General features: G+C 58.5%; 23 protein-coding genes, 1 tRNA gene and 3 pseudogenes. 16 read left to right on the forward strand and 11 right to left on the reverse strand.

Going from position 1 to position 25,591, the window contains the following annotated elements:
- The first annotated feature begins 357 nt into the window (after positions 1-357).
- The 4 genes from pgaA to pgaD are packed head-to-tail and all read left to right on the forward strand — an operon-like array spanning position 358 to position 6,732.
- Positions 358-2,838, forward strand: a complete 2,481-nt coding sequence (gene pgaA, locus LOY56_RS00735; protein ID WP_258618750.1) for a poly-beta-1,6 N-acetyl-D-glucosamine export porin PgaA — start codon at positions 358-360, stop codon at positions 2,836-2,838.
- A 12-nt stretch (positions 2,839-2,850) separates the two neighbouring features.
- On the forward strand, positions 2,851-4,848 hold the full coding sequence (pgaB, locus tag LOY56_RS00740; RefSeq protein WP_258618758.1) for a poly-beta-1,6-N-acetyl-D-glucosamine N-deacetylase PgaB: 1,998 nt from the start codon (positions 2,851-2,853) through the stop codon (positions 4,846-4,848).
- 1 nt (position 4,849) lies between these two features.
- Positions 4,850-6,208 (forward strand): poly-beta-1,6-N-acetyl-D-glucosamine synthase, encoded by a 1,359-nt coding sequence (pgaC, locus tag LOY56_RS00745; protein ID WP_258618761.1) that lies wholly within the window; start codon positions 4,850-4,852, stop codon positions 6,206-6,208.
- Complete coding sequence (gene pgaD / locus LOY56_RS00750; protein ID WP_258618768.1) at positions 6,205-6,732, forward strand: poly-beta-1,6-N-acetyl-D-glucosamine biosynthesis protein PgaD; 528 nt, start codon at positions 6,205-6,207, stop codon at positions 6,730-6,732. The genes pgaC and pgaD overlap by 4 nt, the downstream gene beginning before the upstream one ends.
- 135 nt (positions 6,733-6,867) lie before the next feature.
- Here pgaD and LOY56_RS00755 read toward each other — a convergent pair whose 3' ends face one another.
- The gene (locus LOY56_RS00755) at positions 6,868-8,397 is read right to left on the reverse strand and encodes an FAD-dependent oxidoreductase (protein ID WP_258618774.1); all 1,530 of its coding nucleotides are present in this window, start codon (positions 8,395-8,397) and stop codon (positions 6,868-6,870) included.
- A gap of 140 nt (positions 8,398-8,537) precedes the next feature.
- Between LOY56_RS00755 and LOY56_RS00760 the strand changes: the two genes are divergently transcribed.
- The 7 genes and pseudogenes from LOY56_RS00760 to LOY56_RS00785 form a co-directional block, all read left to right on the forward strand.
- On the forward strand, positions 8,538-9,098 hold the full coding sequence (locus LOY56_RS00760; RefSeq protein ID WP_258618776.1) for a YbhB/YbcL family Raf kinase inhibitor-like protein: 561 nt from the start codon (positions 8,538-8,540) through the stop codon (positions 9,096-9,098).
- A gap of 86 nt (positions 9,099-9,184) precedes the next feature.
- Entirely contained in the window at positions 9,185-10,903 is a 1,719-nt protein-coding gene (locus tag LOY56_RS00765) for a VWA domain-containing protein (protein WP_258618777.1), read from the forward strand.
- A gap of 17 nt (positions 10,904-10,920) precedes the next feature.
- Positions 10,921-11,502 (forward strand): RNA polymerase sigma factor, encoded by a 582-nt coding sequence (locus LOY56_RS00770; protein ID WP_258618778.1) that lies wholly within the window; start codon positions 10,921-10,923, stop codon positions 11,500-11,502.
- Positions 11,499-12,119: a hypothetical protein gene (locus LOY56_RS00775; protein ID WP_258618779.1), complete on the forward strand. Its 621-nt coding sequence runs from the start codon at positions 11,499-11,501 to the stop codon at positions 12,117-12,119. Before LOY56_RS00770 ends, LOY56_RS00775 begins: the two co-directional genes overlap by 4 nt.
- A gap of 21 nt (positions 12,120-12,140) precedes the next feature.
- Positions 12,141-12,407 carry a hypothetical protein gene (locus LOY56_RS00780; protein WP_258618781.1) on the forward strand — a complete coding sequence of 89 codons (267 nt, stop codon included), beginning with the start codon at positions 12,141-12,143 and terminating at the stop codon, positions 12,405-12,407.
- A 67-nt stretch (positions 12,408-12,474) separates the two neighbouring features.
- Positions 12,475-12,565, forward strand: a pseudogene (locus LOY56_RS26875) (type II toxin-antitoxin system HicA family toxin); the annotation flags it as partial.
- Positions 12,562-12,744 (forward strand): annotated as a pseudogene (locus LOY56_RS00785) (type II toxin-antitoxin system HicB family antitoxin); the annotation flags it as partial. The pseudogenes LOY56_RS26875 and LOY56_RS00785, both read left to right, overlap by 4 nt.
- Before the next feature lie 77 nt (positions 12,745-12,821).
- Here LOY56_RS00785 and LOY56_RS00790 read toward each other — a convergent pair.
- Together LOY56_RS00790 and LOY56_RS00795 are read right to left on the reverse strand one after the other, a co-directional pair.
- Complete coding sequence (locus tag LOY56_RS00790) at positions 12,822-12,926, reverse strand: DUF3077 domain-containing protein (protein WP_258618782.1); 105 nt, start codon at positions 12,924-12,926, stop codon at positions 12,822-12,824.
- A gap of 571 nt (positions 12,927-13,497) precedes the next feature.
- Positions 13,498-14,493 carry a restriction endonuclease gene (locus LOY56_RS00795; RefSeq protein ID WP_258618784.1) on the reverse strand — a complete coding sequence of 332 codons (996 nt, stop codon included), beginning with the start codon at positions 14,491-14,493 and terminating at the stop codon, positions 13,498-13,500.
- Between the two features lie 36 nt (positions 14,494-14,529).
- Between LOY56_RS00795 and LOY56_RS00800 the strand changes: the two are divergent.
- Positions 14,530-14,786, forward strand: a pseudogene (locus tag LOY56_RS00800) (IS3 family transposase); the annotation flags it as partial.
- Positions 14,787-14,835: 49 nt separating this feature from the next.
- On the opposite strand, the gene LOY56_RS00805 reads toward LOY56_RS00800, so the two are convergent.
- The 7 genes from LOY56_RS00805 to LOY56_RS00835 all read right to left on the reverse strand — a co-directional run bounded on the left by LOY56_RS00805 (position 14,836) and on the right by LOY56_RS00835 (position 20,346).
- Positions 14,836-15,066 carry a hypothetical protein gene (locus LOY56_RS00805; protein WP_258618785.1) on the reverse strand — a complete coding sequence of 77 codons (231 nt, stop codon included), beginning with the start codon at positions 15,064-15,066 and terminating at the stop codon, positions 14,836-14,838.
- 284 nt (positions 15,067-15,350) lie between these two features.
- Entirely contained in the window at positions 15,351-15,590 is a 240-nt protein-coding gene (locus LOY56_RS00810) for a pyocin S6 family toxin immunity protein (protein ID WP_258618787.1), read from the reverse strand.
- 15 nt (positions 15,591-15,605) lie between these two features.
- Positions 15,606-16,247 (reverse strand): colicin E3/pyocin S6 family cytotoxin, encoded by a 642-nt coding sequence (locus tag LOY56_RS00815; protein WP_258618790.1) that lies wholly within the window; start codon positions 16,245-16,247, stop codon positions 15,606-15,608.
- Positions 16,225-16,890, reverse strand: a complete 666-nt coding sequence (locus LOY56_RS00820) for a hypothetical protein (protein WP_258618791.1) — start codon at positions 16,888-16,890, stop codon at positions 16,225-16,227. The genes LOY56_RS00815 and LOY56_RS00820 overlap by 23 nt, the downstream gene beginning before the upstream one ends.
- 439 nt (positions 16,891-17,329) lie before the next feature.
- Complete coding sequence (locus LOY56_RS00825; RefSeq protein WP_258618792.1) at positions 17,330-17,662, reverse strand: hypothetical protein; 333 nt, start codon at positions 17,660-17,662, stop codon at positions 17,330-17,332.
- 260 nt (positions 17,663-17,922) lie between these two features.
- Positions 17,923-18,822 carry a DMT family transporter gene (locus LOY56_RS00830; RefSeq protein ID WP_258618794.1) on the reverse strand — a complete coding sequence of 300 codons (900 nt, stop codon included), beginning with the start codon at positions 18,820-18,822 and terminating at the stop codon, positions 17,923-17,925.
- Between the two features lie 444 nt (positions 18,823-19,266).
- On the reverse strand, positions 19,267-20,346 hold the full coding sequence (locus LOY56_RS00835; RefSeq protein WP_258618795.1) for an SDR family oxidoreductase: 1,080 nt from the start codon (positions 20,344-20,346) through the stop codon (positions 19,267-19,269).
- A 73-nt stretch (positions 20,347-20,419) separates the two neighbouring features.
- Here LOY56_RS00835 and LOY56_RS00840 point away from each other — a divergent pair, with 73 nt between their 5' ends.
- Positions 20,420-20,809, forward strand: a complete 390-nt coding sequence (locus LOY56_RS00840) for a MerR family transcriptional regulator (RefSeq protein ID WP_258618797.1) — start codon at positions 20,420-20,422, stop codon at positions 20,807-20,809.
- A gap of 49 nt (positions 20,810-20,858) precedes the next feature.
- Here LOY56_RS00840 and LOY56_RS00845 read toward each other — a convergent pair.
- A tRNA-Arg gene (locus tag LOY56_RS00845) sits at positions 20,859-20,935 on the reverse strand.
- A 349-nt stretch (positions 20,936-21,284) separates the two neighbouring features.
- Between LOY56_RS00845 and gabD the strand changes: the two genes are divergently transcribed.
- From gabD to LOY56_RS00860, 3 genes are all read left to right on the forward strand, one after another.
- A complete protein-coding gene (gabD, locus tag LOY56_RS00850) occupies positions 21,285-22,727 on the forward strand; it encodes an NADP-dependent succinate-semialdehyde dehydrogenase (RefSeq protein ID WP_258618798.1) in 1,443 nt (480 codons plus the stop codon).
- 184 nt (positions 22,728-22,911) lie between these two features.
- On the forward strand, positions 22,912-24,189 hold the full coding sequence (gene gabT, locus LOY56_RS00855) for a 4-aminobutyrate--2-oxoglutarate transaminase (RefSeq protein ID WP_258618810.1): 1,278 nt from the start codon (positions 22,912-22,914) through the stop codon (positions 24,187-24,189).
- A gap of 135 nt (positions 24,190-24,324) precedes the next feature.
- Positions 24,325-25,539 carry a response regulator gene (locus LOY56_RS00860; RefSeq protein WP_258618813.1) on the forward strand — a complete coding sequence of 405 codons (1,215 nt, stop codon included), beginning with the start codon at positions 24,325-24,327 and terminating at the stop codon, positions 25,537-25,539.
- Positions 25,540-25,591: the final 52 nt, after the last annotated feature.

Consider the following 25,591-nt stretch of genomic DNA (forward strand, 5'->3'; position numbering starts at 1 on the left):
CGCAACGCCCGGCCTCTGCAGCACGCAGACGCCGGGCGTTTTGCTGTCTGGGGTTTCGAAAGGAGGTGAGGAGAGGAACCGCTTTTTGTAGGAGCCAGGCTTGCCGGCGAAGGCGCTCTTAAGGACGCCTTCGCCGGCAAGCCTGGCTCCTACAGGTCCGATTTACGCTTGGCTGACTGGCACCAGAGAAAAGCCGAGCGTCAGGAATCTGAATAATTATTGTGTTCTGAATAGTCGACTGCGCTTGCATGCAAAACTGCGTCGATAAATTTTGGCTGGGTCTTTCGCCCCGGCTTTTCTCGTTACGAATGGGCAAGGGACATTGCGACCCGGCTAGCCATGTAAGGATGCTGACAAATGCCGTGTATTGCTGGTCCCTTCATTCATCGTGGGTTGCGCCCCTTGTTTCGCGTTGCGCTCTGCGGCCAGTTGCTGTGGCCGATGCCAGCGCTTGCCGACACCCCCTACGACCAAATGGTTCGCGATGCTCGGGCCGGCAATTACGCGCCGGCGCTGACCGTGTTGCGCCAAGTGCCGGAAAATCAGGCCACCACCGGCCAGATCAGCGATCACTTGCAGATCGCCAACTGGGCCGGCCTGGACGCCGAAGTGGTCCAGGTCTATGAAACCCAGGGGTACAATCGGGCGCTGCCGGTTCAGGCCCTGACCGCCACCGCGCGCGCCTATCGCAACCTCAAACGCTGGGATTCGGCAACCCAGGTGTACAACAAGGCCCTGGCCCTTGAGCCGCAAAATCCCGACCTTCAGCTGGGCCTGGCAATGACCCAGGCCGACGCCGGTAAACCTGACGAGGCCGTTGCCCGTGCCAGGGCGCTCGTGGCGGCGAAACCGGATGATCCTTCCCGCCGCCTGGCCCTGGCCTACGCCCTGACTCGCGCCGGTGCCACCTATGACGCGCTGTTTGAATACGACCAGGCTTTCATTCGTGCTGGCAACAAACCCGACATCGCTCGGGAATATGTGATCGCCCTGCAACGTGCCCGTCTGCCGGAGCCCGCCTTGCGCCTGGCGCGTCAGCGGCCGGGATTGATTGATCCGGTCACGCTGCGACGCCTTGAAGGGGACCTGGCCGCAGAACGCGTGCGCCTGGCCGAGCTGGCGACTCCCAACGAAAAAGAACGTTATGTGATCGCTGATCGGGCTCTGGCCGATTACGACCAGTTACTGGCGACCTGGACGCCGGACCCTCAGGCCCACGATGACGTTGTCCGCTGGCGAATCGATCGCATGGGGGCCCTCAAGACCCGTGCGCGCACCGCCGAGGTAATCGCCGAATACCAGAAGCGGCTCGCCGAAGGCGTGAAGATTCCGACCTACGCCCTGCGTTGGGTGGCGTCGTCCTATCTGGATCAGCGTCAGCCGGAAATCGCCGCCGATTTGTATCGCCAGATACTGGTCGCGCCGGATGCCGATGTCGGCGACCGTCTGGAAGACAGCACGGCGCTCTATTACGCCTTGCTCGAAAGCGACAAGGCCGATGAAGCGCGTCAGGTCGCCGAAGACCTGGCCAAGACCCAGAAACCGCGAGTCGAGCTCAAAGGTTTGCCAGTGGGTAACCCCAACGATGAATGGATGGACGCGCAACAACTCGCCGCCCAGGCGGGCACCTACGGCGCCGATCTGCCGTCGGGCGAGCAGCGCTTGCAGGCGTTGGTGGATCAGGCCCCGGGCAACCTCGGCTTGAGTCTGGCCCAGGCCGATCTGTACCTGGCCCGGAACTGGCCACGGCGCGCCGAGAATCAGCTCAAGGATACCGAGAGCATGGTCCCGCGGGACATCGGGCTGGAAGTTGCGCAAGGCCACACTGCCATGGATCTGCAGGAATGGCGGCAGCTGGATGCGCTGACCGATGATGTGGTCACGCGTTTCCCCAACAACCGTCAGGTCCAGCGTTTGCAGCGTCAGCGTGCGGTTCATGAGATGGCCGAACTGCGGGTGGAGGCCTATGGCGGCAAGAGTTATGGCGGTGGCGACAGCGACGTCGGGGCGGTCAATGGCAGTCGCGATTTCGGCATCGAAACCACGCTGTATAGCCCGCCCATCGATGAAGACTGGCGCCTGTTCGCCGGTGCCGGTTACGCCACCGGCGACTTCCAGGAAGGCACCGGCCACCATCGCTTTCAGCGCGTCGGGCTAGAACGCCGGACCCGCGACATGACCCTGGAAGCGGAAGTCTCCAACCACTCCTATGGCTTCGGTAACAAACAGGGCGCGCGCCTGGCGATTGCCCGAGACATCAATGATCACTGGCAGTACGGCGGCAGCCTCGAATACCTGTCGGCGCAAACGCCGTTGCGGGCCTTGAACAGCGACATCACCGCGAACGGCGGCAGCGGTTTCATCCGTTGGCGCGCCAATGAGAGCCGTGAGTGGAGGCTGGCGGTCAGCCCCTCGCACTTCAGTGACGGCAACAACCGTGTCGAAGCCTTGCTCACCGGTCGCGAGGGTGTTTACCGCGCGCCGGGGTTGCAGGTTGATCTTGGCCTGGAGGTTGGCAGCAGCCATAACTCCAAGTCCGACGACGTGCCGTACTTCAACCCCAAATCCGACTTCAGCGTGCTGCCGACGGTGAACGTCAATCACGTGCTCTATCACCGCTACGAAACGTCCTGGAGCCAGCAGTTCCAGGCCGGTGCGGGCACCTATAGCCAGCGCGATCACGGGACTGGCGGCGTCGGTCTGCTGGGTTACGGCCAGCGTTATAGCTGGAACGACGTATTGGAGGTAGGCGGCCTGTTAAGCGTGATCAACCGACCTTATGACGGTGACCGCGAAACCGATCTGCGCCTGCTCGTAGACCTCACTTACCGCTTCTAGAAGAGTTTGAAGATGCCTTTTATTTCGCGTTTCATCCTTCTGCTGGGAGCGCTGTTGATCAGCGCCTGCGCCCAGCAAGCCCCGGCCTTCACAACGCCGTCCGAACGTCCGGTGGCGGTCAATGAACAGCCATGGCCGAAAAACCACGTACTCGGGATCGCTTACCACGATGTCGAAGACCGCGACCCCGATCAGGCGGTAGTGGCCGTACGCACCGAGCGCCTGCTCGAGCAACTGGCGTGGCTACGGGAGAATAATTACAAGCCGGTCACTGTCGACCAGGTCATGGCGGCTCGCAATGGCGGCCCTGAACTACCGCCCCGGGCGATCATGCTGAGTTTCGACGATGGCTATTCGAGCTTCTACACCCGCGTGATGCCGGTGCTGCGCGCCTATAACTGGCATGCCTTGCTGGCGCCGGTGGGGACGTGGATCGATACGCCGCTGAACCAGCCGGTGGATTTCGCCGGTACGCCGCGCAAGCGTTCGGACTTCCTGACCTGGGAGCAGATTCGCGAGGTTTCCCGATCCGGTCTGGTGGAAATCGCCGCCCACACCGACGCCAGCCACAAAGGTGTGTTGGCCAACCCGCAAGGCAACCTGCAACCGGCTGCTGCGACCCGGCGTTATGACGCCACTACCGGGCGCTATGAAACCGAGGCCCAATTTCAGGCCCGGATGCGCGCCGACGTGATGGCCATCTCGGAAAAAATCCACAAGATCACCGGTTACAAACCGCGGGTTTGGGTCTGGCCGTATGGCACGGCGGATGGCACCTCGCTGCAAGTGATCAACGATCAGGGTTATCAGATGGCCCTGACCCTGGACGATGGCCTCAGTGCCCTCGACAACTTGATGAGCAGCCCGCGCTATTTGGTGGCCTCGGACCCGGATGGCGAACACTTCGCCAACAGCGTTGTCTCGGTGCAGTCCAAATCGCCCATGCGCGTGGTGCATGTGGATCTGGACAATGTCTACGACCCGGACCCGGCACAACAGGAAATCAACCTCGGCAAACTGATCCAGCGCATGGCCGACATGGGCGCCAACACGGTGTTCCTGCAAGCCTTCGCCGACCCTGCGGGCGATGGCCTGGTGCGCTCGTTGTACTTCCCTAACCGTCACCTGCCTGTGCGCGCCGATCTCTTCGATCGCGTGGCCTGGCAGTTGCGCACTCGGGCTCACGTCCAAGTGTATGCCTGGATGCCAGTGCTGAGTTTTGCCCTGGACTCGAAGCTGCCACGCGTTACTCGCTGGAACCCGAAAACCGCTACCACGTTGATTGATCCGGACCAGTACAAACGCTTGTCGCCATTCGATCCGAAGGTGCGGCGCATCATCGGTGAAATCTACGAAGACGTGGCGCGCCTGACCTCGGTCGACGGCATTCTCTATCACGATGACGCGGTGCTGTCAGACTTCGAAGACGCCGGCCCCGAAGCCCTGAAGGTCTATGCCGCCCACGGTTTTCCCGGTTCGATTGCCGCCCTGCGTGCCGATCCGGCCACCCTGCAACGCTGGACGCGTTTCAAGAGCCGCTACCTGATCGATTTCACTCACGAACTGACCGCCAAGGTGCGTGCCATTCGCGGCCCGCAAGTGGAGACGGCGCGCAATATTTTCGCCGAGCCGATGCTCAACCCCGAGAGCGAAACCTGGTTCGCGCAGAATCTCGACGACTTCCTGGGTGCCTACAACTGGACGGCACCCATGGCCATGCCATTCATGGAAAAACAGAGCCGCCAGCAATCCGGCCGTTGGCTCGAAAAACTGGTGGCGACGGTCAAGTCGCGCCCCGGCGCACTCGGCCGCACGGTGTTCGAACTACAGGCCCGCGACTGGAGGAAAAGCACCGGAGCCGATATCAAGAGCGCACAGCTGGCTGACTGGATGGGCCGCCTCAAGCGTCAGGGCGCCACCAGTTTTGGCTACTACCCGGACAACTTCCTCGAGAACCAGCCGGACCTGAAAACCGTGCGGCCCGCGCTCTCCAACAAGTGGAATCCATAACATGCTGGACAGACTTCTAGCCCTGCTGGTTCTGGCGATCGTCCTTGGGCTTCCCCTCGGGCTGATCTTTCTGTTCACCGGGCAATTCCTGATGGATTTCGTGTTCTTCTATCCACTGTTCATGTCGGGACTATGGATTGCCGGCGGCCTGTATTTCTGGCTGCACTGGGAACGGCACTGGCCGTGGCAGGATGACACCTTGCCGCCACCGCTGGCCGGCGAACCGCTGATCTCGATCCTGATCCCTTGTTACAACGAAGGCGACAACGCGGCCGATACCATCCACGCGGCGCTGGCCCAGCATTACCCGAATATCGAAGTGATCGCGATCAACGACGGCTCCAAGGACAACACCGCCGCGGTGCTCGATGCACTGGCGGCGCAGGATCCGCGTCTGCGGGTGCTGCACCTGGCGGAAAACCAGGGCAAGGCAGTGGCCCTGCGCATGGGCGCCATCGCGGCGCGCAGCGAGTATCTGGTGTGCATCGACGGTGACGCGCTGTTGGCGCCGAACACCGCGGCGTATCTGGTGGCGCCGATGCTCGACAATGCGCGACTGGGCGCCGTGACCGGCAACCCGCGAATCCGCACCCGTTCGACCCTGATCGGCCGTGTGCAGGTCGGCGAGTTCTCGTCGATCATCGGCCTGATCAAGCGCACTCAACGGGTGTTCGGGCGGATCTTTACCGTCTCCGGGGTTATCGTCGCTTTCCGTCGCACCGCACTGAACCGGGTCGGCTACTGGAGCCCGGACATGATCACCGAAGACATCGACATCAGTTGGAAGCTGCAACTGGATCACTGGAGCATTTTCTACGAGCCCCGCGCGCTGTGCTGGATCCTCATGCCGGAAACCCTCGGTGGCCTGTGGAAGCAGCGTCTGCGCTGGGCCCAGGGCGGCGCTGAGGTGCTGTTCAAGAACATCCGTGGCATCTGGCAATACCGTCATCGTTACCTCTGGCCGCTGCTGTTCGAATACTGCCTGTCTACTGGGTGGGCCTTCACGTTCCTGCTGTCGATGATTTTCTGGGGCGTCGGAACATTCATCGAAATGCCGCCAGCCATTGCTGTCGATCACCTCATGCCGCCGGCGTTTACCGGGCTGTTGTTAGCAGTAGTCTGCCTGGTGCAATTCGCGGTCAGCATCATGATCGACCGCCGTTATGAAAAGGGCCTCGGCAAGACCCTGTTCTGGGTGATTTGGTATCCGCTGGTGTTCTGGCTTATCAGCTTGCTCACCACCCTGGTCAGTTTCCCCAAAGTGCTGTTCGGCCAACATCAGAAGCGCGCGCGCTGGGTCAGCCCGGACCGTGGCATCAAGCCGCTGAATGACGATGAAGAGGAGGAGGTCATCAAATGAGAATCATCAGAACCCGGCAGCGGCCCTTTCTGGCCGTGATCGATATCTTTCTCACCGTGCTCGCCTGGGTCGGTCTGCTGTACTTGCTGGCGCGCAGTTTGTGGCCGTTGATGGATACCCATGCCGGCCCGCGTATCTACGCGTCGTTTTTCGACGCCCTCGGCACGCTGCAGATTTACCTGTGGGTGGCATTGTTCAACGCGGTAATCCTGATCACGTGGGCGCGTTATCAACAGCGCAAAAGCAAGAGCTTCGCCCAGCGCCGTTTACCGGCGCCGGTGGTGGATGATCAGGGGCTCAGCAAAAGCTTCAAGCTGACCGGCGACCGGCTGGCGAAACTGCGCACGCCGGGCTCGATGACCATTCATAACGATCAGGATGGCGATGTCAGCCATGTCGTTACGCACTTCCTCCCGGTCGACCCGGCCCAGCTGTCGCCGCCTTTGGCGCCGCTGGAGCATCCGTGGGTGATTCGTTTGCCGGCTGAGGATGATGACAACCGGGAGCCGATAAGCATCGTTTGACCCGCTCTTTGTAGATACAAGGAGCTGCCGCAGGCTGCGATCTTTTGATTTTCAGCGGTTTCGAAAATGCCAAAGATCAAAAGATCGCAGCCTGCGGCAGCTCCTACGAGGGGAGCGGAGGATTGGAGAGATCGGTCAGGCAAAATCCCGAATCAGGCGCCACGCCTCATCCACCGACAACGGTTGTTTCATCCGTTCGGCGAGCATCGCCATGGCCCGTTCCTGATCGCAGGCAATCGCAGCCGCCACCACGCCATTCTTGCCAAACAGGCCGATAAACGGTGGATGGTCAGGGTCGCCCTTGAACTCGACCTCGTCCCAGGCTTCGGCGTGTCCGAGGTAGTCGTAGTTTTTGCCGAAGTGCCAGGTCCAGAAATAGGGCACGTCAAGGTAGCGCTCGTCACCGCCAAGCATATTCGCCGCCGCAATCCGCGCCTGTTGTTGGGCCAGGCGCCAATGCTCGATCCGTCGGGGCTGGCCATTGAGCGGGAAGGTCGCGATGTCGCCGACGGCCCAGAGCCCCTCGGTCACACGCATCCCGCCGTCGACCTTCAATGACTGATCTTTTTCTTTTGGCAAATCGGCAAACGGGGTCGTTGCCGGGGTGACGCCAATGCCGACCAATACCAGGTCGGCCGGCAAGTGCTGACCATTATCCAGCCGCACCGCTTCAACCTTGCCTGTGCCTTCGATCCGCACGGCTTCGCCATCGGTATGAAAGACCACGCCGTTGGCTTCGTGCAGGGCACGAATGGCTTTGCCGACAGCTTCGCCGAATTGCGCCTCGAAAGGGATAGGATGGCGGGCCAGGACTGTGACCTCCAGGCCGTACTGACGCAGGGATGAAGCGGACTCCAGAGCAATGAAACTGTCACCCACAATCACTGCCCGTTGACCAGGTTTCGAGGCTGAAAGAATCTGCTGCGCCTGTGCCTTCGAACGCAATACGAATACCTGCGGCAGATCGGCACCGGGCAGCGACAGAGACTTGGGTATGCCGCCGGTGGCGATCACGGCGCCGTCATAGCTCAGCGATTGGCCATCAGACAGGCGCAGAGTCCGGTTCGCTGCATCCAAGCCCATCACATCGCTGTTTATCCGTTCAATGCGCTGTTCACGATAAAAATCTTCATCCCGCAGAGGCGGAACTTCGTCCGGTGGCATCTCCCCGGCAATCACGAATTTGCTCAATACCGTACGGTCGTAACCGGCCTCGGGCTCGCGGTCGATCAGCAACACCCGGCCGCCGAAGCCTTTCTCCCGCAATGCCGCTGCACACGCTGTTCCTGCAGCACCGGCACCGATGATCACAAAGGTTCGCTTATCGTCCGCCGGTGGGGTGCTCGCGGTGGGCATCGGCTGGTCATCGACCCAGACCTCATCGTCGCGGACTTCAAGCGGGTAGCGCCGCAGACTGTCCAGGGACGGTGGCTCGCATAACGCGCCGTCTTCGAGCCGATAGGCTGCCTTGTGCCACGGACAGATCAGCCGCCCATGACACAACGCACCTTCGGCCAGCGGTGCTCCGGCGTGGGGACATTTGCCCTGATAGGCGCGCAATTGATCGCCGACCCGCAGCAAGACGATTTTCATCTTGTCGATCCGGACCTCAAGGCCACGGTCTTGGGGCACATCGGCGAAACGGGCGACGCGATGCAGTGCCATGATCGATCTCCAGGCAGGTGTTTCACTTAGGAGTTTGGCGCCTTTTCCGAGGTTCAGCCAATTCCCGCTGCCACCGCACGAACGGTCCGGCTATAGTTTGCCAGCCGACGATGGCCCCACCCCGCACAAGGTGCTCCGGTATGACCCGATTGACCTCTTTGAACCCTTGGCTGGCGGCCGTTGCAGTCGCCCTTTGTGTGCAGTTTCCGGCACAGGCCCAAGAGCGTTTCACCCTCAGCATTCCCGGCGTTTCGGACAATCGCCTGTTCACGTCGGTGGCGGCCAGCGACGCCAACGGTTGCGGCGGCAAAAACCAGTCCCCGGCCCTGAGCTGGAACGCCGGCCCTCCGGGCACCCTCAGCTACGCCATCGTCATACACGACCCGGACGGCCAGAAAGGCCTGGGCGTCGATCACTGGATTCATTACGGCATCAAGGCCACGACGCGCCAGATCCCGGCCGGCGTCGGCGCTAAATCCGCCCTCGAAGGCGTGGGCGGCAGCAACAGCAAAGGCACTACCGGTTACATCGGCCCTTGCCCGCCCATCGGCGACAGCTCCCACCACTACATCATCCAGCTTTACGCCCTGGACCTGGCGCCAGACGCTTTGCCTGCCGGCCTGACCCGCGCGCAGTTGATGGAGCAGATCAAAGGCCATGTGCTGAAAAACAGCAGCGTGGTGCGGCGTTATCACCGCTGAAGATTTTTTGGGTGAGTTAACCCGAACCTGCCGGGCTGTCCGTCTCAGAGGATGAATGAGTCAATTTTCTCCTGAGGTCAGCCCCCATGTCCCTCCCTCTGCACTACCTCTGCCCAGCAGCCCAGGGTTTCGCCGCCGGATTGTTGCTGGCCGTTGCCGGTTGTGGTGCTTCATCCCCATCTGATCCGGCAGCGGTTGCGCCTCCGGTTCAAGGTGCGCTGAAAACTGAGGCATTGGTGCGCGAGGCAGCCATGGCGGACACCGCACAGGCCAAGCGTAGCGCGCGACCGGCACCCTTGGTCGCTTTCGCGCCAATGCCAGCCGGTGAAGCTTATCCACAGGGCTATCGGGATGAGCAGCGGGAGCAATATCAGGCGCTGGCCGATAACCCGATTCACAGCGTGACCGAGGCGCCGGTCTCGACCTTCAGTGCCGATGTCGACACCGGCGCTTACGCCAATGTCCGGCGCTTGCTCAATCAGGGGCGCTTGCCTCCCGAAGGGGCGGTGCGGCTGGAAGAAATGGTTAATTACTTCCCCTACGATTACGCCTTGCCCACCGATGGCTCGCCATTCGGCGTAACCACCGAGTTGGCGCCGTCGCCCTGGAACTCGCATACCCGATTGCTGCGCATCGGCATCAAGGCCTCCGATCGCACGGTGGCGGAACTGGCCCCGGCGAACCTGGTGTTTCTGGTGGACGTATCTGGCTCGATGGACCGGCGCGAAGGCTTGCCCATGGTCAAAAGCACGCTGAAATTGCTGGTCGATCAACTGCGCGAGCAGGATCGGGTTTCGCTGGTGGTGTATGCCGGAGAATCTCGCGTGGTCCTGGAGCCGACTTCCGGACGAGAAAAAGCGAAAATTCGTACCGCCATCGATCAATTGACTGCGGGCGGCTCGACCGCCGGTGCATCGGGTATCGAACTGGCTTATCAAATGGCGCAACAGGCGTTTATCCCCAAAGGCATCAACCGCATCCTGTTGGCCACCGATGGTGACTTCAACGTCGGCATCAGCGACTTCGACAGCCTCAAGCAAATGGCTGTGGATAAACGCAAAACCGGCGTCTCTCTGACTACCTTGGGTTTTGGTGTGGATAACTACAATGAACACCTGATGGAACAACTGGCCGATGCTGGCGACGGCAACTACGCCTACATCGACAACTTGCGCGAGGCGCGCAAAGTACTGGTGGATCAGCTCGGCTCGACCCTCGCGGTGGTGGCGAAAAACGTGAAACTGCAGGTGGAGTTCAATCCCGCCCAAGTCAGCGAATATCGGCTGCTGGGCTATGAGAATCGCGCCTTGAAGCGTGAGGATTTCAGCAACGACAAAGTCGATGCCGGTGAAATCGGCGCAGGGCATACGGTGACGGCGTTGTACGAAATTGTGCCCAAGGGCGAGAAGGGCTGGCTGGAACCGCTGCGGTATGGCAATTCCGGGGCCGATGTTTCCGTAAAAAACGGGGAAATGGCGATGCTGCGGGTGCGTTATCAGTTGCCGGAAGGTGGGAATAGTCGCTTGATCGAGCGGCCAATACTGAATGGTGAGGCCGGCAAGCTTTCGACCGGCAGCGATGACCTGAGATTCGCCGCCGCCGTTGCCGCATTTTCCCAGCAGCTCAAGGACGGGCGTTATACCGGTAATTACAGCCTCAAGGACACCGAAGCCCTGGCCCGTGGCGCACGAGGCGATGATCAATTCGGCCTGCGCAGTGAATTCGTGCAATTGGTGGAGTTGGCGCAGAGCCTGCGAACCCCAACCGCCTCGAATCAGCAGCCCAACGACAACCGGATAGAGTGAAAGAGGCCAGCGCTGACATGTCCGATTCTGCAGTCAGCTCAGCCGCCAGCAGCGACGAATCGCTGCTGGCGCGCTACCGCTCGGGCGACGGGCCGGCGTTCGAAGTTTTGTACGCCCGTCATCGCCAGGGCCTTTATCGATTTCTCCTCGGCCTCAGCGGCAAGCCCGAACTGGCCGAAGAGGTGTATCAGGAAACCTGGCTGAGCCTGATCCGCAGCACCAGTCAGCCACAAGGCCGGGCGAACTTTCGTACCTGGCTCTACCAAATTGCCCGCAACCGACTGATCGACCACTGGCGCAAACACGGCATCCACAACCCCTTGCACGACCGCTATGACGAGCAAACCCATGCCCTGATCGATGACGCGGCCGACCCCGAACAACTGCTGAGCCTGAGCCGCGACGGTCAACGCCTCGAAGCCGCCCTGCAAACGCTGCCCGCCGACCAGCGCGAAGTGTTCCTGCTGCGCGCCCACGGCGACCTCGACCTGCCGCAAATCGCCACCCTCACCGAAACACCGCTGGAAACCGTTAAAAGTCGCTTGCGCTACGCCCAGCAAAAACTGCGTCGGCTGCTGGCCGAGGAGGTACTGACATGACTGACGCCAAACAGACGCCACCATCGCCTGACGATGAAGTGCTCAAGCATTTCCGCGACCACGCAACCGGCGAACCACCGGCGCATCTCGATGCCTTCATCCTGGCCACCGCACACCGCGAAGTCCCCGCACCGAAGTCGAACCTGTGGCAACGCTGGCTTCGCGCCTGCCAGCAGCCTCGCTGGCAAGTGGCATTCGCCAGTCTCGTCGGCGTGGCCCTGATGCTGGCACTGGTGCAACGCACGCCGGAACAACTACCGAGTTATGACTTCGCGCCTGTGCCCAAAGCGTCTGCCCCAGCCGCCAAACCGGAAGCCGCTGCCCGATCCCAGGCGGCACCGACCGGCGCTATATCCGCTCCCGCACCCGCTGCGCCCATGGCGGAGTTCTCGGCACCGTTGCAGCGCGAGTCGATCAATAGTGAAATGGCGGACGAAGCAAAAATCAGCAAACGCTTAGCCGCGCCGGCCAAGTCACTGGATGATCAATTACGTGAGGTAATACGCCTGCAAGAGACCGGTCAAACCCAAGCCGCCGAGGCGCTGCTGGCGACATTGCACAAGCGCTTTCCCAAGGAAAACCTCACGGCCCGACTCAAGGATTTGCAGAAGAAATGAGGTGAACAGCGGTCGGCAAATTTGGCATCGACACCCGAAAGCGCGCACTATCGGCCCATAGCCGATGCGTTGGAGGATGCCGTGGCACAAAAAATCGACCGCATCGCCCAAATGCTCAACTGCCCGGTGAAGGGTGAGGAATTACGGCGAGCAGTGACTGAGAGTCGTAAGGAGTTTCTGCTGGCGAAGCAGGCAGAAGAAGCGCTTGAGGAAGACGTTCTTGATGATGAGTTGATCGAGGACGAAGAGGATGATGATTACGACGAGTTTGACTGGACGACAGAATGAAAAAACCGCTTCGGCGGTTTTTTGCCATTGAAAGAAGCGCTGTTTGAACTTGCCATCAAGGCGAACCACCTTTCACCGACCGCCTGGACAAGGAAGCAAAGCCCTGCCAGGTTCGTGATGCTCGGGATTTCCTTGAACAAGCAGGAGTCACCCCATGAACGTAATGAATTACAAAGGCTACGCAGCCCGAATTGAATACAGCGAAGAAGACGGACTGTTTGTCGGCCATATCGCTGGTATTAGAGATGTCGTTGGGTTTCATGGCGAGTCGGTACAGGAGCTTCGAAATGCATTTGAACAGGCCGTCACTGATTATCTGGATACTTGCGCCAAGCTCTGACGCGACCACGCGTTCACATCTGGAAGTTTTGGACGCCCCGAAAAGTCGGGGCGCATTTCAAGGGTGAGTTGCCGCTATTCGCTAATAGGCACCCCAGCGCTGACACGAAACAGCGGATCGTCTGCACAGTAAAGGCAGGGTGTGAAACCGATGGTTTTTGCTTCTGAGTGTTCAGTCATTTGTCACCTCCATTAACGGAGGTGCGGTGGGGCACGATTCGAAATCGCGGTGAGGGATAAGCCTAATTTCGTACGGATTTATATTGCGCATGGTCTAGCTCCTTGACGAGGAACTGCCACTTTTTCGTTACCAAGCGAATGGGTGGCAGCTGTGCGCAGGTTGGTAAACCGGGAGTCAAGGAATCCGGCACGCCCGAAGACGTCCCACGCACAGCCGCCATAACTCAAAATTGCGGGCATAAAAAAACGCCTGCAAATCTAATGGGGGCGCTGTTGCGCTTAACTCTCGGGTTACCAAGCCCGGCCGCTGAATTGGCAGCGACGGCGGAAGGGTATCGTGCAGGCTGATCTCCTGCAACCTCCGCAGACCTCATGCGTCTAGCCGACGATAAAAGTAACAATCGACATTCATGCTGAGTTTTGTACGAGCGATTTCCGAGAGTCGTCAGAATTTTCTCGTCAATCAACCGGAGGCCCGTCTGCGGCAGTAGTCAACTTTTAGTTTACAACTGCCCCTTCAGCCGGCTCACCGTCAGTCAATAGCTCATTCCGTTGTCATGGGCCCTCTCGACTAGAGTGGCAAGTAGGTCAGCTTCAGTGGAATCAATCTCTTGGTTTCCGAATCCGTCTGCCCATAGTGTTCAATCAACGCGCGTACGAGGTTATCCAGCGTCCAAAGCGTCAGCGGCACACTGGCCCGTTCTGCTTCGTAGTAGGCATCCTTACTGAATCCACCTGTGCTGACATAAAGCCCACGATCATCCTTATGCCGACCTCCAAGAAAACTACGGATTTGTTGACTGCCCATCTGGTCTTTGCGGTGTTTGACTTCAACGATAATCCGCGGGTTTTCAAACCCGAATCCATCCGGCGACGCAATGATGTCTTTTCCACGATCAGGGCCAGCAGGGGAGACCTGGGTCTTGTAGCCCATCGCACGCAAGATACCTGCGACCAAGTCCTGCATATCATCCCAAGGCAATGCGTTGATAAGGTCCTTGATGCGTTCGAGAGCCAGACTTTCCATGCCCGCCAGAGGATCGCTGTCGGGGTATTCCTCTTCAACGGTTGGTAACGCGGGTGGCTTGTCTCCAGCCGCCATCGCTTTCAATTCCTGGAGCGCAAAGTCAGGTACGACAAAGACTGTAAGTGTGGAGCCGAGACTATTCTTGCTGGCAGAACTCAGGCTGTCGCGATCCACTTCTTGAGCCAGCCATTGAACTGGGCGGGTCAGTGACATTCCAAGGTCGGCGAGATCAGGATTGTGTTTGAAGTCGCCGGTGATTTTGCCCACCAAATAAGTGCGATTGGCGGGTGAATATGTCACCACCCAATCACCGGGCTGAATTTCATTGATAAAGCGCCATACCTGCGAGGCGCCTGAAATTGCAGTGCCTGGTTTGATATTGGGTTCAATATCTTGGTAGAGGCGAGTGACTTCCTTGCGCGTCATACCAGGTTTGGCCAGCGGCGCGAGTTGTGACCATCCAATGGCGGCGACACCGCGTTCACGAAAATCGTCGTATAACCGGCCAGACTCGCCACGAATCATCCACATTTTGGCCATATCACTTCCTTAGTAATCGATTGCACCGGTAGGTACGCGGCACGAGCTTGGGTGAGGGATTTCATGCACCGATACAACCACAAACACCGGCATAGCCGTATCCGGTTCGTCACACCGGCTGAGAGGCATTGAGGACTGGACCATCAAGTCTTGGCCCGGCGACATGAGCTGTACCAACGAGCCAAAGAGAATAAGCCGGAACGGTGGTCGGGTCGAACGCGTAACTGGAGCCAATCGGCACCGTGCTGTTGAACCCGGATCGAGAGCAACAGGTCGAGAAAAGAGCAGCATAGTTAGACGGTTGACGCGACAACTACCTTGAAAAACGCCGCATTTCCCGGCTTAAGCACTACAAGACAACTGAAAAATATAATCCGGACTGCCGAAGGTCTTGCCAGTCATGCTTTCAAGGCGACTTACCTGCTCAGACGATAGTTCGTATTCATAGATCGCATCCTCTGGCTCACTCCAGGCCATGAGCTCCGCTAACATATCGAACTGGTCGGCAGGTATCTCGATACTGAATGCCAGTTGTTCGGTTTTCTTGTCGAATGCAAGAATCTCATGCTGCATTTTTCGGGTTCCTCTCAAGATTACTTTGGCGTGAATCGGCCCGGCTCGGCGTCCTTTGTGCGTTCTCCCGTGTCAGGGTCGAACTCTCCCAGATCGAGGACGATGACTACGACGAGTTTGATTGGACGACTGAATGAAAGAGTCGCCTAGGTAGCCCATTGAAGTTGCTCCGGGTGGGCAGCGATCAAATGCAGATACGCTATTTGTTCGGTGGTGTGCACTACCTGGTGCGCATCGATCTGGTGAGGGTGCGCACCTCGTCGAACTTCAGCTATTAGCCCCTGCTATGCCCGTACACCGATGAATAGCTCCAATTCTTTCGGTAATGACTGTTGGATCGCAATTTCTAATTGTTGGACCTGCTCGCCGGTTAATGGAAGCTCGCCATTAGCTTCTGCCGCTAAGCTGTCCCAACCCAATACGTCCATAACCGCTTGCTCAAACTCAGGACTTACGTCGAACTCAAATTTGATCGAATCGTCTTCGTTGTCGCCTGCCAGGAAGCCCGTAATCTCTAAAAACATTATTGCTCTCCGATATCACTTTGATGTGGTTCGCCCTGGTTCAGCACCCTTTGTACGTTCTCCCGTATCGGGATTGAACTCTCCCAAATGCTTACCTTGCTTGTCGTAGAGTTCAATTCTGTCGTTTTCATAATCCCATTCATAAATTCTGCCCTTGCGATCTTTCCAGCGACTTCGTTTTTTGCCTCCGCCTTGGACGCTCGACATTTTTTTTGCACGTGTGGCGTCTGGGAAGGCTGTCAGAGTTTTAGGGGCGGGATGGTAGCTGTAGTCGCCGCCAATAGGCCGAGCAAACACCACGTACAGCGACTTCAACCCAGTGTCCACTGGAAACACCAGAATACAGTCCTCGGTGGTGATGTCTTCACCGGGGAGGCCTTCGATTTGACTGTCTGTGTTTTCCGGGATCGGGTGTACCAGGATAGTGCCGAGCTGTTCTCCGCTACTGTCGGGATAGATCAGCGGCGGCAATTCTCCTAGTGGCCCGCGCTGGGGCGTCCATAGAATAGTGATGCCATTGAGATTGGCTTCCATGGCGGTTTTATCGGCGTTCCAGTTGGCCTGCACCGTGCGTACGGTGTCGTCGCCTGATGCGGTGGTGTGGATGCCGTAGATCTGTAATGCGCCCTCAGCATCATGACGAAATTGAAAACGCACACCGGTAGGTGCATGGGCGCATGCTGCGCAACTGAGTGTCGGTATGAAGCGTGCCGTCGCCCATCTTGGTCGGGAGCATGCCCAGTATGAAAACACTGGCTGGCCCGCCCGTACTGCGTATTGCCCAATTGAGACGCTGTTGCAGGATGCCACCACCGGCCATGCGACCTAGTGCCAGATCGGCGCCGAGTGCGGTCGCTATGGCGGTACTGGCCGACGGAAAAAGCATGGCGCCCGCCACCATCACCTTGCCGAAGTTCGAAGCGGGCTCCGGGGCGGTACCGGCGTCGGTGCTACACCAGTTATCGGGGGTACAGGATTTGGCAAAGACCTGATCGTCGCGAGGCTTGGTCTGTGGCCATGGATCTTTTGGGGGGATGTAGACCGGTTCAGGCGCTGGCGCTGATCTCGCGATGAAGCCACCGCCTGAACTGGCAAAGCGATCCTTTACCAACAGCAAATCACCCTTACGGACGGCTTCGACAATCTCGCTGTCGCTGCTGATACGGGAATGGCTCCCAAAATCAGCGAGTCCGTCGATGTTGTGGCGACCTCGCATCAGTGCGTCGTTCACCAATTGGGCGGCAGTGCTGGGGCTTTCGGTTTGTTCGAGGCCCTTGTCGGCATTCCTTATCAAACGCATGGCGTTCCCTTTGGTTAAATCCTCGGGGAGGCATTCTGGAGAGCGTGAAGCGCGCTAGGAAAAAAATAGTTTTGCGGCATTTGCCCGAGCTGGCTGTGCGTCCTGAGACACCATCCACAAAAAAGCCCCAGACCCTGCGGCCTGAGGCTTTCTCGTTCTACATTATGGTGCCCAGGCGGGATTCGAATTCACGACCCCTGCCTTCGGAGTTATAAGAATAGACGTTTAAAATCAATTCGTTAGCGCGAATTAGCGGGCTTTCGCCCCGGTTAGCGGGGTGAGTGTGGCAAATTTGTGGCATTTGCTCACTATCTGCGGTGGGGAGATCCATCACGCCGCTAGACTTTGCCGCTTTCGCCCCCAAGACGTCGATCGGGTTAGCCACGAAATCGAAGACGGCTCAATGCTGGGTGAGCGAGCCTCGTGAAATCGGCCCGCCCTACGTCGGCTTGACCGAAACTACTTCGACAAACCTGAATTTCTTCCTGGCCGCCCTAGTTGCTTCTTGCTCTGCCAGGAGTGTACTCAGCGTATCGGCTTCATGAACCATCTCGTGCGTCTCACCCTCAAATTCGTTGCCCACACGCAGCGTGACTCTCAGCCTAGGCGTAAACGCTTTCGCGACCTTCTTTTTCTCCGCTGCCTTTGCCGGCTCAATGATCACGATATCCGAGAGCGTATCTTGCACAGGTGACGCACTAACCTGCGCAAGGGGCTCGGCACCGCCGAACAGCGCCCGGCGCATCTCTTCTTCCGTCAATTCTGCGCTCATGCCATTTCTCAGAGGGGTTTTATGTATAACCAGTCCGATTCTATCAGTGGCCGGTCTCTATAGTAGCGAGTCTCTGGGTCAGACCTCTGCATTGGCTCTGGCCCCATGGCGACCACTAACAGAGTTTTGGTTTGTTTGTGTGCCGATACGGCTGACCGCAGTTGGTCCATAGCTAGCGGTGGCGACAGGCAAGAATCGGCCAGTCGCTCAAAACCCTTAAAAACCACTGATTGCTAAAGTAATCAGGATTTGAAAATAGCTCACTCGGTCGAAGGGACGGATGCTTTGCTGCCCAAGCGGATTAGTTCATTGGAGAAACACAGGCCGACGATGATCAGTGCCGCCCCCGCGTACAGGCTTTCGCGCGGTACTTCATTGAGCGCCACAAACGCCAGCAGCGCGGCGAACAGCGGCTCGGTCAACTCCAGCGCCTGCACTTGGGATGGCTTGAGATACTCAATGGCCTTGGTGGTGCAGAAGAAGCCCAGGATGGTCGGCAGCGTGGCCAGTGCCAGCAGCGCGGCGATCGCCAGCGGCGACAGCTCGCCGATCGCGAAACCATCGGCCGCAGCCGGCATCAGCAGGTACAGGCTGCCAAAGAACAACAATTGTCGGGTGAAGTGCAGCCCCCCCGACACCCCCATCCGCTTCATGGCAACCGAAAAGGCCCCATAGCCGCAGCCGGCCATGGAGGCGAGCGCAGCACCTTGCAGGGTAAAGCCCTGCTGCAGGTCGCCGCCGAAGATCACCGAGATCCCAGCGATAGCCAGTGCGGCGCCCACGGTAGCGTTCGCGGTGATGGCATCCTTGAGGAAAATGCGCCCCAGAATGATCGAGGAAATTGAGGCACTGGCCATCAGCACCACCACCACACCTGCCGCAGCGTAGTGTCGATAGGCGGACGTTTCGAAATGGAACAGCACAAAGATGCCAAGGAATGCGCAGATAGCCGCCTGAGTCCATTTGGTCGACGCCGCCGGGCGCTTGAGGAAAAACAGTAAGATCGAGAGAAGCACGCAACCCAGTACGGTCTTGATGACAGCGACACTGCTGGCGGTGAAACCATTACTCATGAGTACTTTGCTGAGTACACCGATCGTTGCGTTCAGTGCCGCAGCGGAGAGTGCAAATATGACGCCTTTGCTGAAAGTAGATTGCATTGATGACGATCCCTGTCGCTGAATTGTCGTTCGATAGAATGCCGCCCTACATCGACGGCGCAAAGTTTGAGGATACGAAGATCCCACCAACCCCAGTATTTATTGTGGCATAAGCTGGATCGCCCAGTAGGATGCTGTAGGCCTTCTTGAAGTTCCAGTACGAAATGGCAGAAAAAAGAGGGTGGATCAGGTGGACGTTCACTCCCATGCATCGCTGTGAAGTAGTGCTCAAACATATGGCTGAGGCGATTGAGTGTTAGTTAGACATACCCCCCAAGCTAGAGGCGATTATGCACCCTGTTCTCCCAGCATAGGATCGACAATGAGTCGACAAGGGCCGATTTCAAGCACGATGGTTGCACTTCTAAGTTGATGAATCCGCATTACTTACCTTAGGAAAGTCCATTTAATCGGGGCTAACGGCTTTGTCGCCCCCAAGAGAGGTCAGTGGGCCTTGCCCTTCGCTATGCAATATGAGTTGACGAATGTTGCAGTGTGCTGCAAAGACTGGCGTATATCCGGTTTGGCTATTCCATGCCTGTTGGCAAATTGCTCGACCGCCGCTGTATCAAAACGAGTGGTCTGGATAAAGTCCAAGGCTTCGGGTTTTGTATTCAAAAACCGCGCGACGGGAGGAATACTCAGTAGCAACTTCAGCAATCGGAGTGAAATGTAATGCTTGGGAGACTTTAAGCCCAAAGGTTGTGCCACCTGTACCAGGAGTTCTCGCAAGTTGGGAGTTTGGTCATCAAGCGCCAGCAGTTCCTGGCCCACCATGGCAGGATCAAAAGCACAAACCGCCACCAGCTCAACCAGGTAATCCACGGTGACCAGTGGCAGCCAGTGCTCGGCGGTACCGGGCACCGCAGTCAGCTTTCCCTGCACAAGGTTGCGTATCAGCTCCACCAGCGGCTGACCGTCAAGGATATGCCCCGTGCGGCTGTGGCCACAAACCGTCGCGGGGTGGACAACGGTAATCTCCCCGCCCTTGGCGGACATGACCTCCAGGGTCGCAAAATGCGCCTCCAGCTTGCTCCCCTCGTAACCACCGACATGTCGGTAGACGGCAGGCCAATTCGTCAGCTCCGGATAATGAGGATCAATCCCGACGCGTTGCAGATGTTCATAATTTTTCAGCATGTAGCCGCCGATCATCACTAACCGGCTTTTTTGCTCAGCCGCCAACAGCGCCACGCGCTTTGCCCCTTCTACATTCACCGCACGAGAATGCTCCACTGAAAGCCCCCAAGCGAAGTGGGCGCCTAGGTGGAATATGACTCTGGCGTGCCTTAGCACTTCTCGGTCAGCAAGGCTCAGCCCGAGGTTGTCCCGTTCCAGATCGCCAGCTACGGCAAATACCCGGGTTGCGCTCCCTCCCAAATTGTCGACTTGCTCCCGCAGTGCAGCTAGTCGCTCTGGGTGACGCATCAACACCCGAATGGTGTGACCTTTTGCACTCAGGTACGCCACCAAATGTTGACCGATGAAGCCGGTACCCCCCGTGACAAAGCACTCCACGCTCATTTCCCTGCTCTTAGTTAAGGTGAGAAATCAAGCGTAAACTATCGACCCAACTCTATAGTCAAGTGGTGTTTTCATGAAAATCGGCGAACTCGAGGCCCGCAGCGGCGCCAGCCGCCATACGTTGCGTTATTACGAGCAAATCGGCCTGATCTCACCGCTGCGGGGAACTAACAACTATCGTGTTTACACAGCGCAAACTCTGCAGGATCTGGACTTTATCCAGCGCGCGCAAAGCATGGGGTTTTCCCTGGGGGAAATAGGCGAGATTCTGGATGCGCAGCGGAACAAGCTGATCGATTGTGCTGACGGCGCTAAGCTAATCGAAAAGAAGATGGCAGAAATCAAACAGAAAATCGCCAACTTCCAAAGCATATATCGGTATCTGGATGAAGAGCGTGCAAACCTCGAAGCCAGTGCTGCCAAGCAACTTGAGCTTCAGCAGCTGAACAACTCTTCCAGCTGACAGGTTTCAGTCAGGAGCGCTATCCCCTTGTAATACAAGGGAAAGAAGATGGTGCACCAGGCGGGATTCGAACCCACGACCACTGCCTTCGGAGGGCAGTACTCTATCCAGCTGAGCTACTGGTGCAATGCGGGCGCCATGATACTCATATGCGCTGCGGGCGTCCATGCTGCTGAATCGTCTGTGCTTTTCGAAAGCGTAACCTGCGTTTGCTACGCTGATCTGAAAAAATAGGCAAATGCGGCGTTTTTGTTCTTTTTTTCGAACAGCCTATTGTCCTTTACCCCCTTTGATCCTAGGATTCGTTTGAGATTTCAAACGCTCTTGTCTGGGTGCTGAACCGCACGAGTTCGTTCCGTGCGCTATTTATGTGCTTCAGCCCGGTGAATGATTTCCCTGACGGCAGCCTATAAGGCGCCTTTCTATAATCATAATTCGCTCCGCGCGTGCCGCGGTGCTGTTAAGGAAAGCCGACATGCAGCTTAAAGACACCCAGTTGTTCCGCCAGCAAGCCTTTATCGATGGCGCTTGGGTCGATGCGGACAACGGTCAGACAATCAAGGTCAATAACCCGGCAACGGGCGAAATTCTGGGCACCGTGCCGAAAATGGGCGCTGCCGAAACCCGTCGTGCGATCGAAGCCGCAGATAAAGCGCTGCCGGCCTGGCGTGCACTGACCGCCAAGGAGCGTGCGAACAAGCTGCGTCGCTGGTTCGAGCTGATCATCGAGAGCCAAGACGACCTGGCTCGCCTGATGACTCTGGAGCAAGGCAAGCCATTGGCTGAAGCCAAGGGCGAGATCGTTTACGCCGCTTCCTTCATCGAGTGGTTCGCTGAAGAAGCCAAGCGCGTTTACGGTGACGTGATTCCGGGCCACCAGCCAGACAAGCGCCTGATCGTGATCAAGCAGCCGATCGGCGTGACCGCTGCGATTACTCCGTGGAACTTCCCGGCCGCGATGATCACCCGTAAAGCCGGCCCGGCTCTGGCCGCTGGTTGCACCATGGTGCTCAAGCCTGCTTCGCAAACTCCGTTCTCTGCATTCGCCCTGGCTGAACTGGCTCAGCGTGCCGGTATTCCGAACGGTGTGTTCAGTGTTGTGACTGGCAGCGCCGGCGACATTGGCAGCGAGCTGACCGGCAACCCGATCGTGCGCAAACTGTCGTTCACCGGTTCGACCGAAATCGGTCGTCAGTTGATGACCGAGTGCGCCAAGGACATCAAGAAAGTCTCGCTGGAACTGGGCGGCAACGCGCCGTTCATCGTGTTCGACGACGCGGACCTGGATAAGGCTGTCGAAGGCGCGATCATTTCCAAGTACCGCAACAACGGCCAGACCTGCGTCTGCGCCAACCGCCTGTACATTCAGGATTCGGTCTACGACGCGTTCGCCGAAAAACTGAAAGTGGCCGTGGCCAAACTCAAGATCGGTAACGGTCTGGAAGACGGCACCACCACTGGCCCGCTGATCGACGAAAAAGCCGTGGCCAAGGTGCAAGAGCACATTGCTGACGCCGTGAGCAAAGGCGCTACCGTGCTGGCGGGTGGCAAGAGCATGCAAGGCAACTTCTTCGAGCCGACCATCCTGACCAACGTGCCGAATAACGCTGCGGTGGCCAAGGAAGAAACCTTCGGTCCATTGGCGCCACTGTTCCGCTTCAAAGACGAAGCCGACGTGATCGCGATGTCCAACGACACCGAGTTCGGTCTGGCCTCGTACTTCTATGCTCGCGACCTGGGCCGTGTGTTCCGTGTGGCTGAAGCCCTGGAATACGGCATGGTCGGCGTCAACACCGGGTTGATCTCCAACGAAGTCGCGCCGTTTGGCGGCATCAAGGCCTCGGGCCTGGGCCGTGAAGGCTCCAAGTACGGCATTGAAGATTACCTGGAAATCAAATACCTCTGCCTGGGGATCTGAGTCCGGCAAGGCATTGCTTCAAGCGCAAAGGGCACGAGAGCGCTGTCCCTTTGCGACGCTTCAAACGGAATTTTCTCTGTGGCCGGGAACGCTGTGGCAGTCGATCATCGCATGCTGCCGTAGTTGCCTCCCCGCCGCATTTTCCTTGAGCCACGCCGCCCGATGAGCGGCGAATGAGGACACTATGAGCAAGACTAACGCATCCCTGATGAAACGCCGCGAAGCCGCTGTACCGCGCGGTGTTGGCCAGATTCACCCGATCTTCGCCGAGTCCGCGAAGAATGCCACCGTGACCGACGTTGAAGGTCGCGAGTTCATCGACTTCGCCGGCGGTATCGCCGTGTTGAACACCGGTCACCTACACCCGAAAGTCATCGCGGCCGTGACTGCGCAGCTGAACAAACTGACCCATACCTGCTTCCAGGTCCTGGCCTACGAGCCGTACGTGGAGCTGTGCGAAAAAATCAACGCCAAGGTGCCAGGTGATTTCGCCAAGAAAACCCTACTGGTGACCACCGGCTCCGAAGCCGTGGAAAACTCCATCAAGATCGCCCGCGCCGCTACGGGTCGTGCCGGCGTGATCGCGTTCACCGGCGCTTACCACGGTCGCACCATGATGACCTTGGGCTTGACCGGTAAAGTCGTGCCTTACTCGGCCGGCATGGGCCTGATGCCAGGCGGCATCTTCCGCGCGCTGTACCCGAACGAACTGCACGGTGTGAGCATCGACGATTCGATTGCCAGCATCGAACGCATCTTCAAGAACGACGCTGAGCCGCGTGACATCGCTGCCATCATCATCGAGCCGGTTCAGGGCGAAGGTGGTTTCTACGTCGCGCCTAAAGAGTTCATGAAGCGTCTGCGCGCCCTGTGCGACCAGCACGGCATTCTGTTGATCGCTGACGAAGTGCAGACGGGCGCTGGCCGTACCGGCACTTTCTTCGCCATGGAACAGATGGGCGTTGCCGCCGACCTGACCACCTTTGCCAAATCCATTGCTGGCGGCTTCCCGTTGGCCGGTGTCTGCGGCAAGGCTGAATACATGGACGCTATCGCTCCGGGCGGCTTGGGCGGCACCTACGCCGGTAGCCCGATTGCTTGCGCCGCGGCTTTGGCTGTGATGGAAGTGTTCGAAGAAGAGCACCTGCTGGATCGCTGCAAAGCAGTTGGCGAGCGTCTGGTGACTGGCCTGAAGGCCATCCAGGCCAAGTACCCGATCATTGGCGAGGTACGTGCCCTGGGCGCGATGATCGCGGTCGAGCTGTTCGTCGACGGCGACAGCCACAAGCCGAACGCTGCTGCCGTGGCATCGGTGGTGGCCAAGGCGCGCGACAAGGGCCTGATCCTGCTGTCGTGCGGCACCTATGGCAACGTTCTGCGCGTGCTGGTACCGCTGACTTCGCCGGACGAGCAACTGGACAAAGGCTTGGCAATTATCGAAGAGTGCTTCGCCGAGCTCTGATGCATTTGTGACCTGATCGACAAAAAACCCGCTTCGGCGGGTTTTTTTATGATGCTTGAAACACATCAGGGGCAATTGAGTTGTATCGAATGGCCATCATTGACTAAGGTGCAAGCATTGCCGATGGAGTGTGCGATGACTGCTGTAGTGTTACCCGCTGTACCGCGTGTGCTGATTGCCGAGGCCGACCCTTGGTCCCGCGACCTGCTCAAGCAAGTATTGTTGAATGTGCGCTGCGACGCGCGGCTGGACCTGTGTGCCGATGGCCAGGAGGCACTGCACCTGTTGGCGGAAAATCCCTACGATCTGCTGATCGTCGATTGGGCGTTGCCTGGCGTCGATGGCCTGAATGTCTTGCGCAATGTTCGTCAGCGCAAACGTAATCCACCGTTGCCCTTCATCCTGATGAGCAGCCGCAACGACAGCGCCAGCGTGCGCGAAGCCTTACCCCTGGCGCCCACGGCGTACCTGAGCAAACCGTTGAACATGGAAAACCTGACTCAGCGTCTGCAGGATGTGCTGCTGAACCCTGGTGAAGAGGTGTCGTGCGAGGTGCCGTCATTGGCGCCTGGCATGACCTTGTCGGTATACCTGGAACGGCGTCGTGAGCTGGCGGACGGTGCGCCGTTGATGACCGATGTGCAGGTGGCGATCAAACGTAGCCTTAATCCCGATGGCCTCGATCTGACAGTACTGGAAGACGAAGTCCGTACTGATCCGCACGTTACCGCTGTCCTGATCGCCGCTGCGAACAGCGCAGCGCAGCATCATGGCGTCGCCGTGCAAACCCTGGCTCAGGCGCTGCACCGCCTGGGTGCCGGGCAAAGCATGAACCTGATTCTGGGGCTTGCCCTCAAGCGCAGTGCCCGGCTCAGTGACCCGCAGCTGGCGGACTATGCCGAGCGTTATTGGGAGTTGTCCCTCCACACCGCCGAATACGCGCGGATGCTGGCGCGTTTGCTGGATCTGGATCAGGCGCGCTGTTATTGCGCAGGCATGCTGCATCGCCTCGGCGATCTGGCCTTGCTGCGCTGTTTGCAGGAGTGGAAGCAAGCTGGCGGAGAGCTGGATGAGTGGGAAGAGGTCGGCGATGCCCTGGCTGAATTCGGCGCGGGCTACGGTTCGGCGCTACGGACCCGCTGGCGCCTGCCGCTGGAGCTGCGAGAGCTGATTGCGGCGGTGTACCAGCTCGGTGGCGGGGTTTACTCACGTGAAGCGCTGGTGATGAACATGGCCGCGCAACTGGCGCGCCTGACTGAGCATGAGGGAATCGAGGCGTTGTCCAAGAGCCGCACGGCGCGATTGCTCAAGATCGGATTGCCGGAGTTGATGCGTTTGCGCAAAAAATAGGCTTTTTGCAAATAGATCGTTCCCACGCTCTGCATGGGAATGCCGCCCGGGA

Origin of the sequence: Pseudomonas sp. B21-048 (assembly GCF_024748615.1) — a bacterium.
Lineage (GTDB): Bacteria > Pseudomonadota > Gammaproteobacteria > Pseudomonadales > Pseudomonadaceae > Aquipseudomonas.

What these genes read in the sequence shown, in the direction of transcription:
- pgaD (WP_258618768.1), top strand. Translation starts at nt 6,205, where the DNA reads ATGAGAATCATCAGAACCCGGCAGCGGCCCTTTCTGGCCGTGATCGAT.
- LOY56_RS00765 (WP_258618777.1), top strand. Translation starts at nt 9,185, where the DNA reads ATGTCCCTCCCTCTGCACTACCTCTGCCCAGCAGCCCAGGGTTTCGCC.
- LOY56_RS00770 (WP_258618778.1), top strand. Translation starts at nt 10,921, where the DNA reads ATGTCCGATTCTGCAGTCAGCTCAGCCGCCAGCAGCGACGAATCGCTG.
- LOY56_RS00810 (WP_258618787.1), bottom strand. Translation starts at nt 15,590, where the DNA reads ATGTTTTTAGAGATTACGGGCTTCCTGGCAGGCGACAACGAAGACGAT.
- LOY56_RS00790 (WP_258618782.1), bottom strand. Translation starts at nt 12,926, where the DNA reads ATGACTGAACACTCAGAAGCAAAAACCATCGGTTTCACACCCTGCCTT.
- pgaC (WP_258618761.1), top strand. Translation starts at nt 4,850, where the DNA reads ATGCTGGACAGACTTCTAGCCCTGCTGGTTCTGGCGATCGTCCTTGGG.
- LOY56_RS00860 (WP_258618813.1), top strand. Translation starts at nt 24,325, where the DNA reads ATGACTGCTGTAGTGTTACCCGCTGTACCGCGTGTGCTGATTGCCGAG.
- LOY56_RS00775 (WP_258618779.1), top strand. Translation starts at nt 11,499, where the DNA reads ATGACTGACGCCAAACAGACGCCACCATCGCCTGACGATGAAGTGCTC.
- pgaB (WP_258618758.1), top strand. Translation starts at nt 2,851, where the DNA reads ATGCCTTTTATTTCGCGTTTCATCCTTCTGCTGGGAGCGCTGTTGATC.
- LOY56_RS00835 (WP_258618795.1), bottom strand. Translation starts at nt 20,346, where the DNA reads ATGAGCGTGGAGTGCTTTGTCACGGGGGGTACCGGCTTCATCGGTCAA.
- LOY56_RS00795 (WP_258618784.1), bottom strand. Translation starts at nt 14,493, where the DNA reads ATGGCCAAAATGTGGATGATTCGTGGCGAGTCTGGCCGGTTATACGAC.
- gabT (WP_258618810.1), top strand. Translation starts at nt 22,912, where the DNA reads ATGAGCAAGACTAACGCATCCCTGATGAAACGCCGCGAAGCCGCTGTA.
- LOY56_RS00840 (WP_258618797.1), top strand. Translation starts at nt 20,420, where the DNA reads ATGAAAATCGGCGAACTCGAGGCCCGCAGCGGCGCCAGCCGCCATACG.
- LOY56_RS00760 (WP_258618776.1), top strand. Translation starts at nt 8,538, where the DNA reads ATGACCCGATTGACCTCTTTGAACCCTTGGCTGGCGGCCGTTGCAGTC.
- pgaA (WP_258618750.1), top strand. Translation starts at nt 358, where the DNA reads ATGCCGTGTATTGCTGGTCCCTTCATTCATCGTGGGTTGCGCCCCTTG.
- LOY56_RS00805 (WP_258618785.1), bottom strand. Translation starts at nt 15,066, where the DNA reads ATGCAGCATGAGATTCTTGCATTCGACAAGAAAACCGAACAACTGGCA.
- LOY56_RS00830 (WP_258618794.1), bottom strand. Translation starts at nt 18,822, where the DNA reads ATGCAATCTACTTTCAGCAAAGGCGTCATATTTGCACTCTCCGCTGCG.
- gabD (WP_258618798.1), top strand. Translation starts at nt 21,285, where the DNA reads ATGCAGCTTAAAGACACCCAGTTGTTCCGCCAGCAAGCCTTTATCGAT.
- LOY56_RS00820 (WP_258618791.1), bottom strand. Translation starts at nt 16,890, where the DNA reads ATGCGTTTGATAAGGAATGCCGACAAGGGCCTCGAACAAACCGAAAGC.
- LOY56_RS00825 (WP_258618792.1), bottom strand. Translation starts at nt 17,662, where the DNA reads ATGAGCGCAGAATTGACGGAAGAAGAGATGCGCCGGGCGCTGTTCGGC.
- LOY56_RS00755 (WP_258618774.1), bottom strand. Translation starts at nt 8,397, where the DNA reads ATGGCACTGCATCGCGTCGCCCGTTTCGCCGATGTGCCCCAAGACCGT.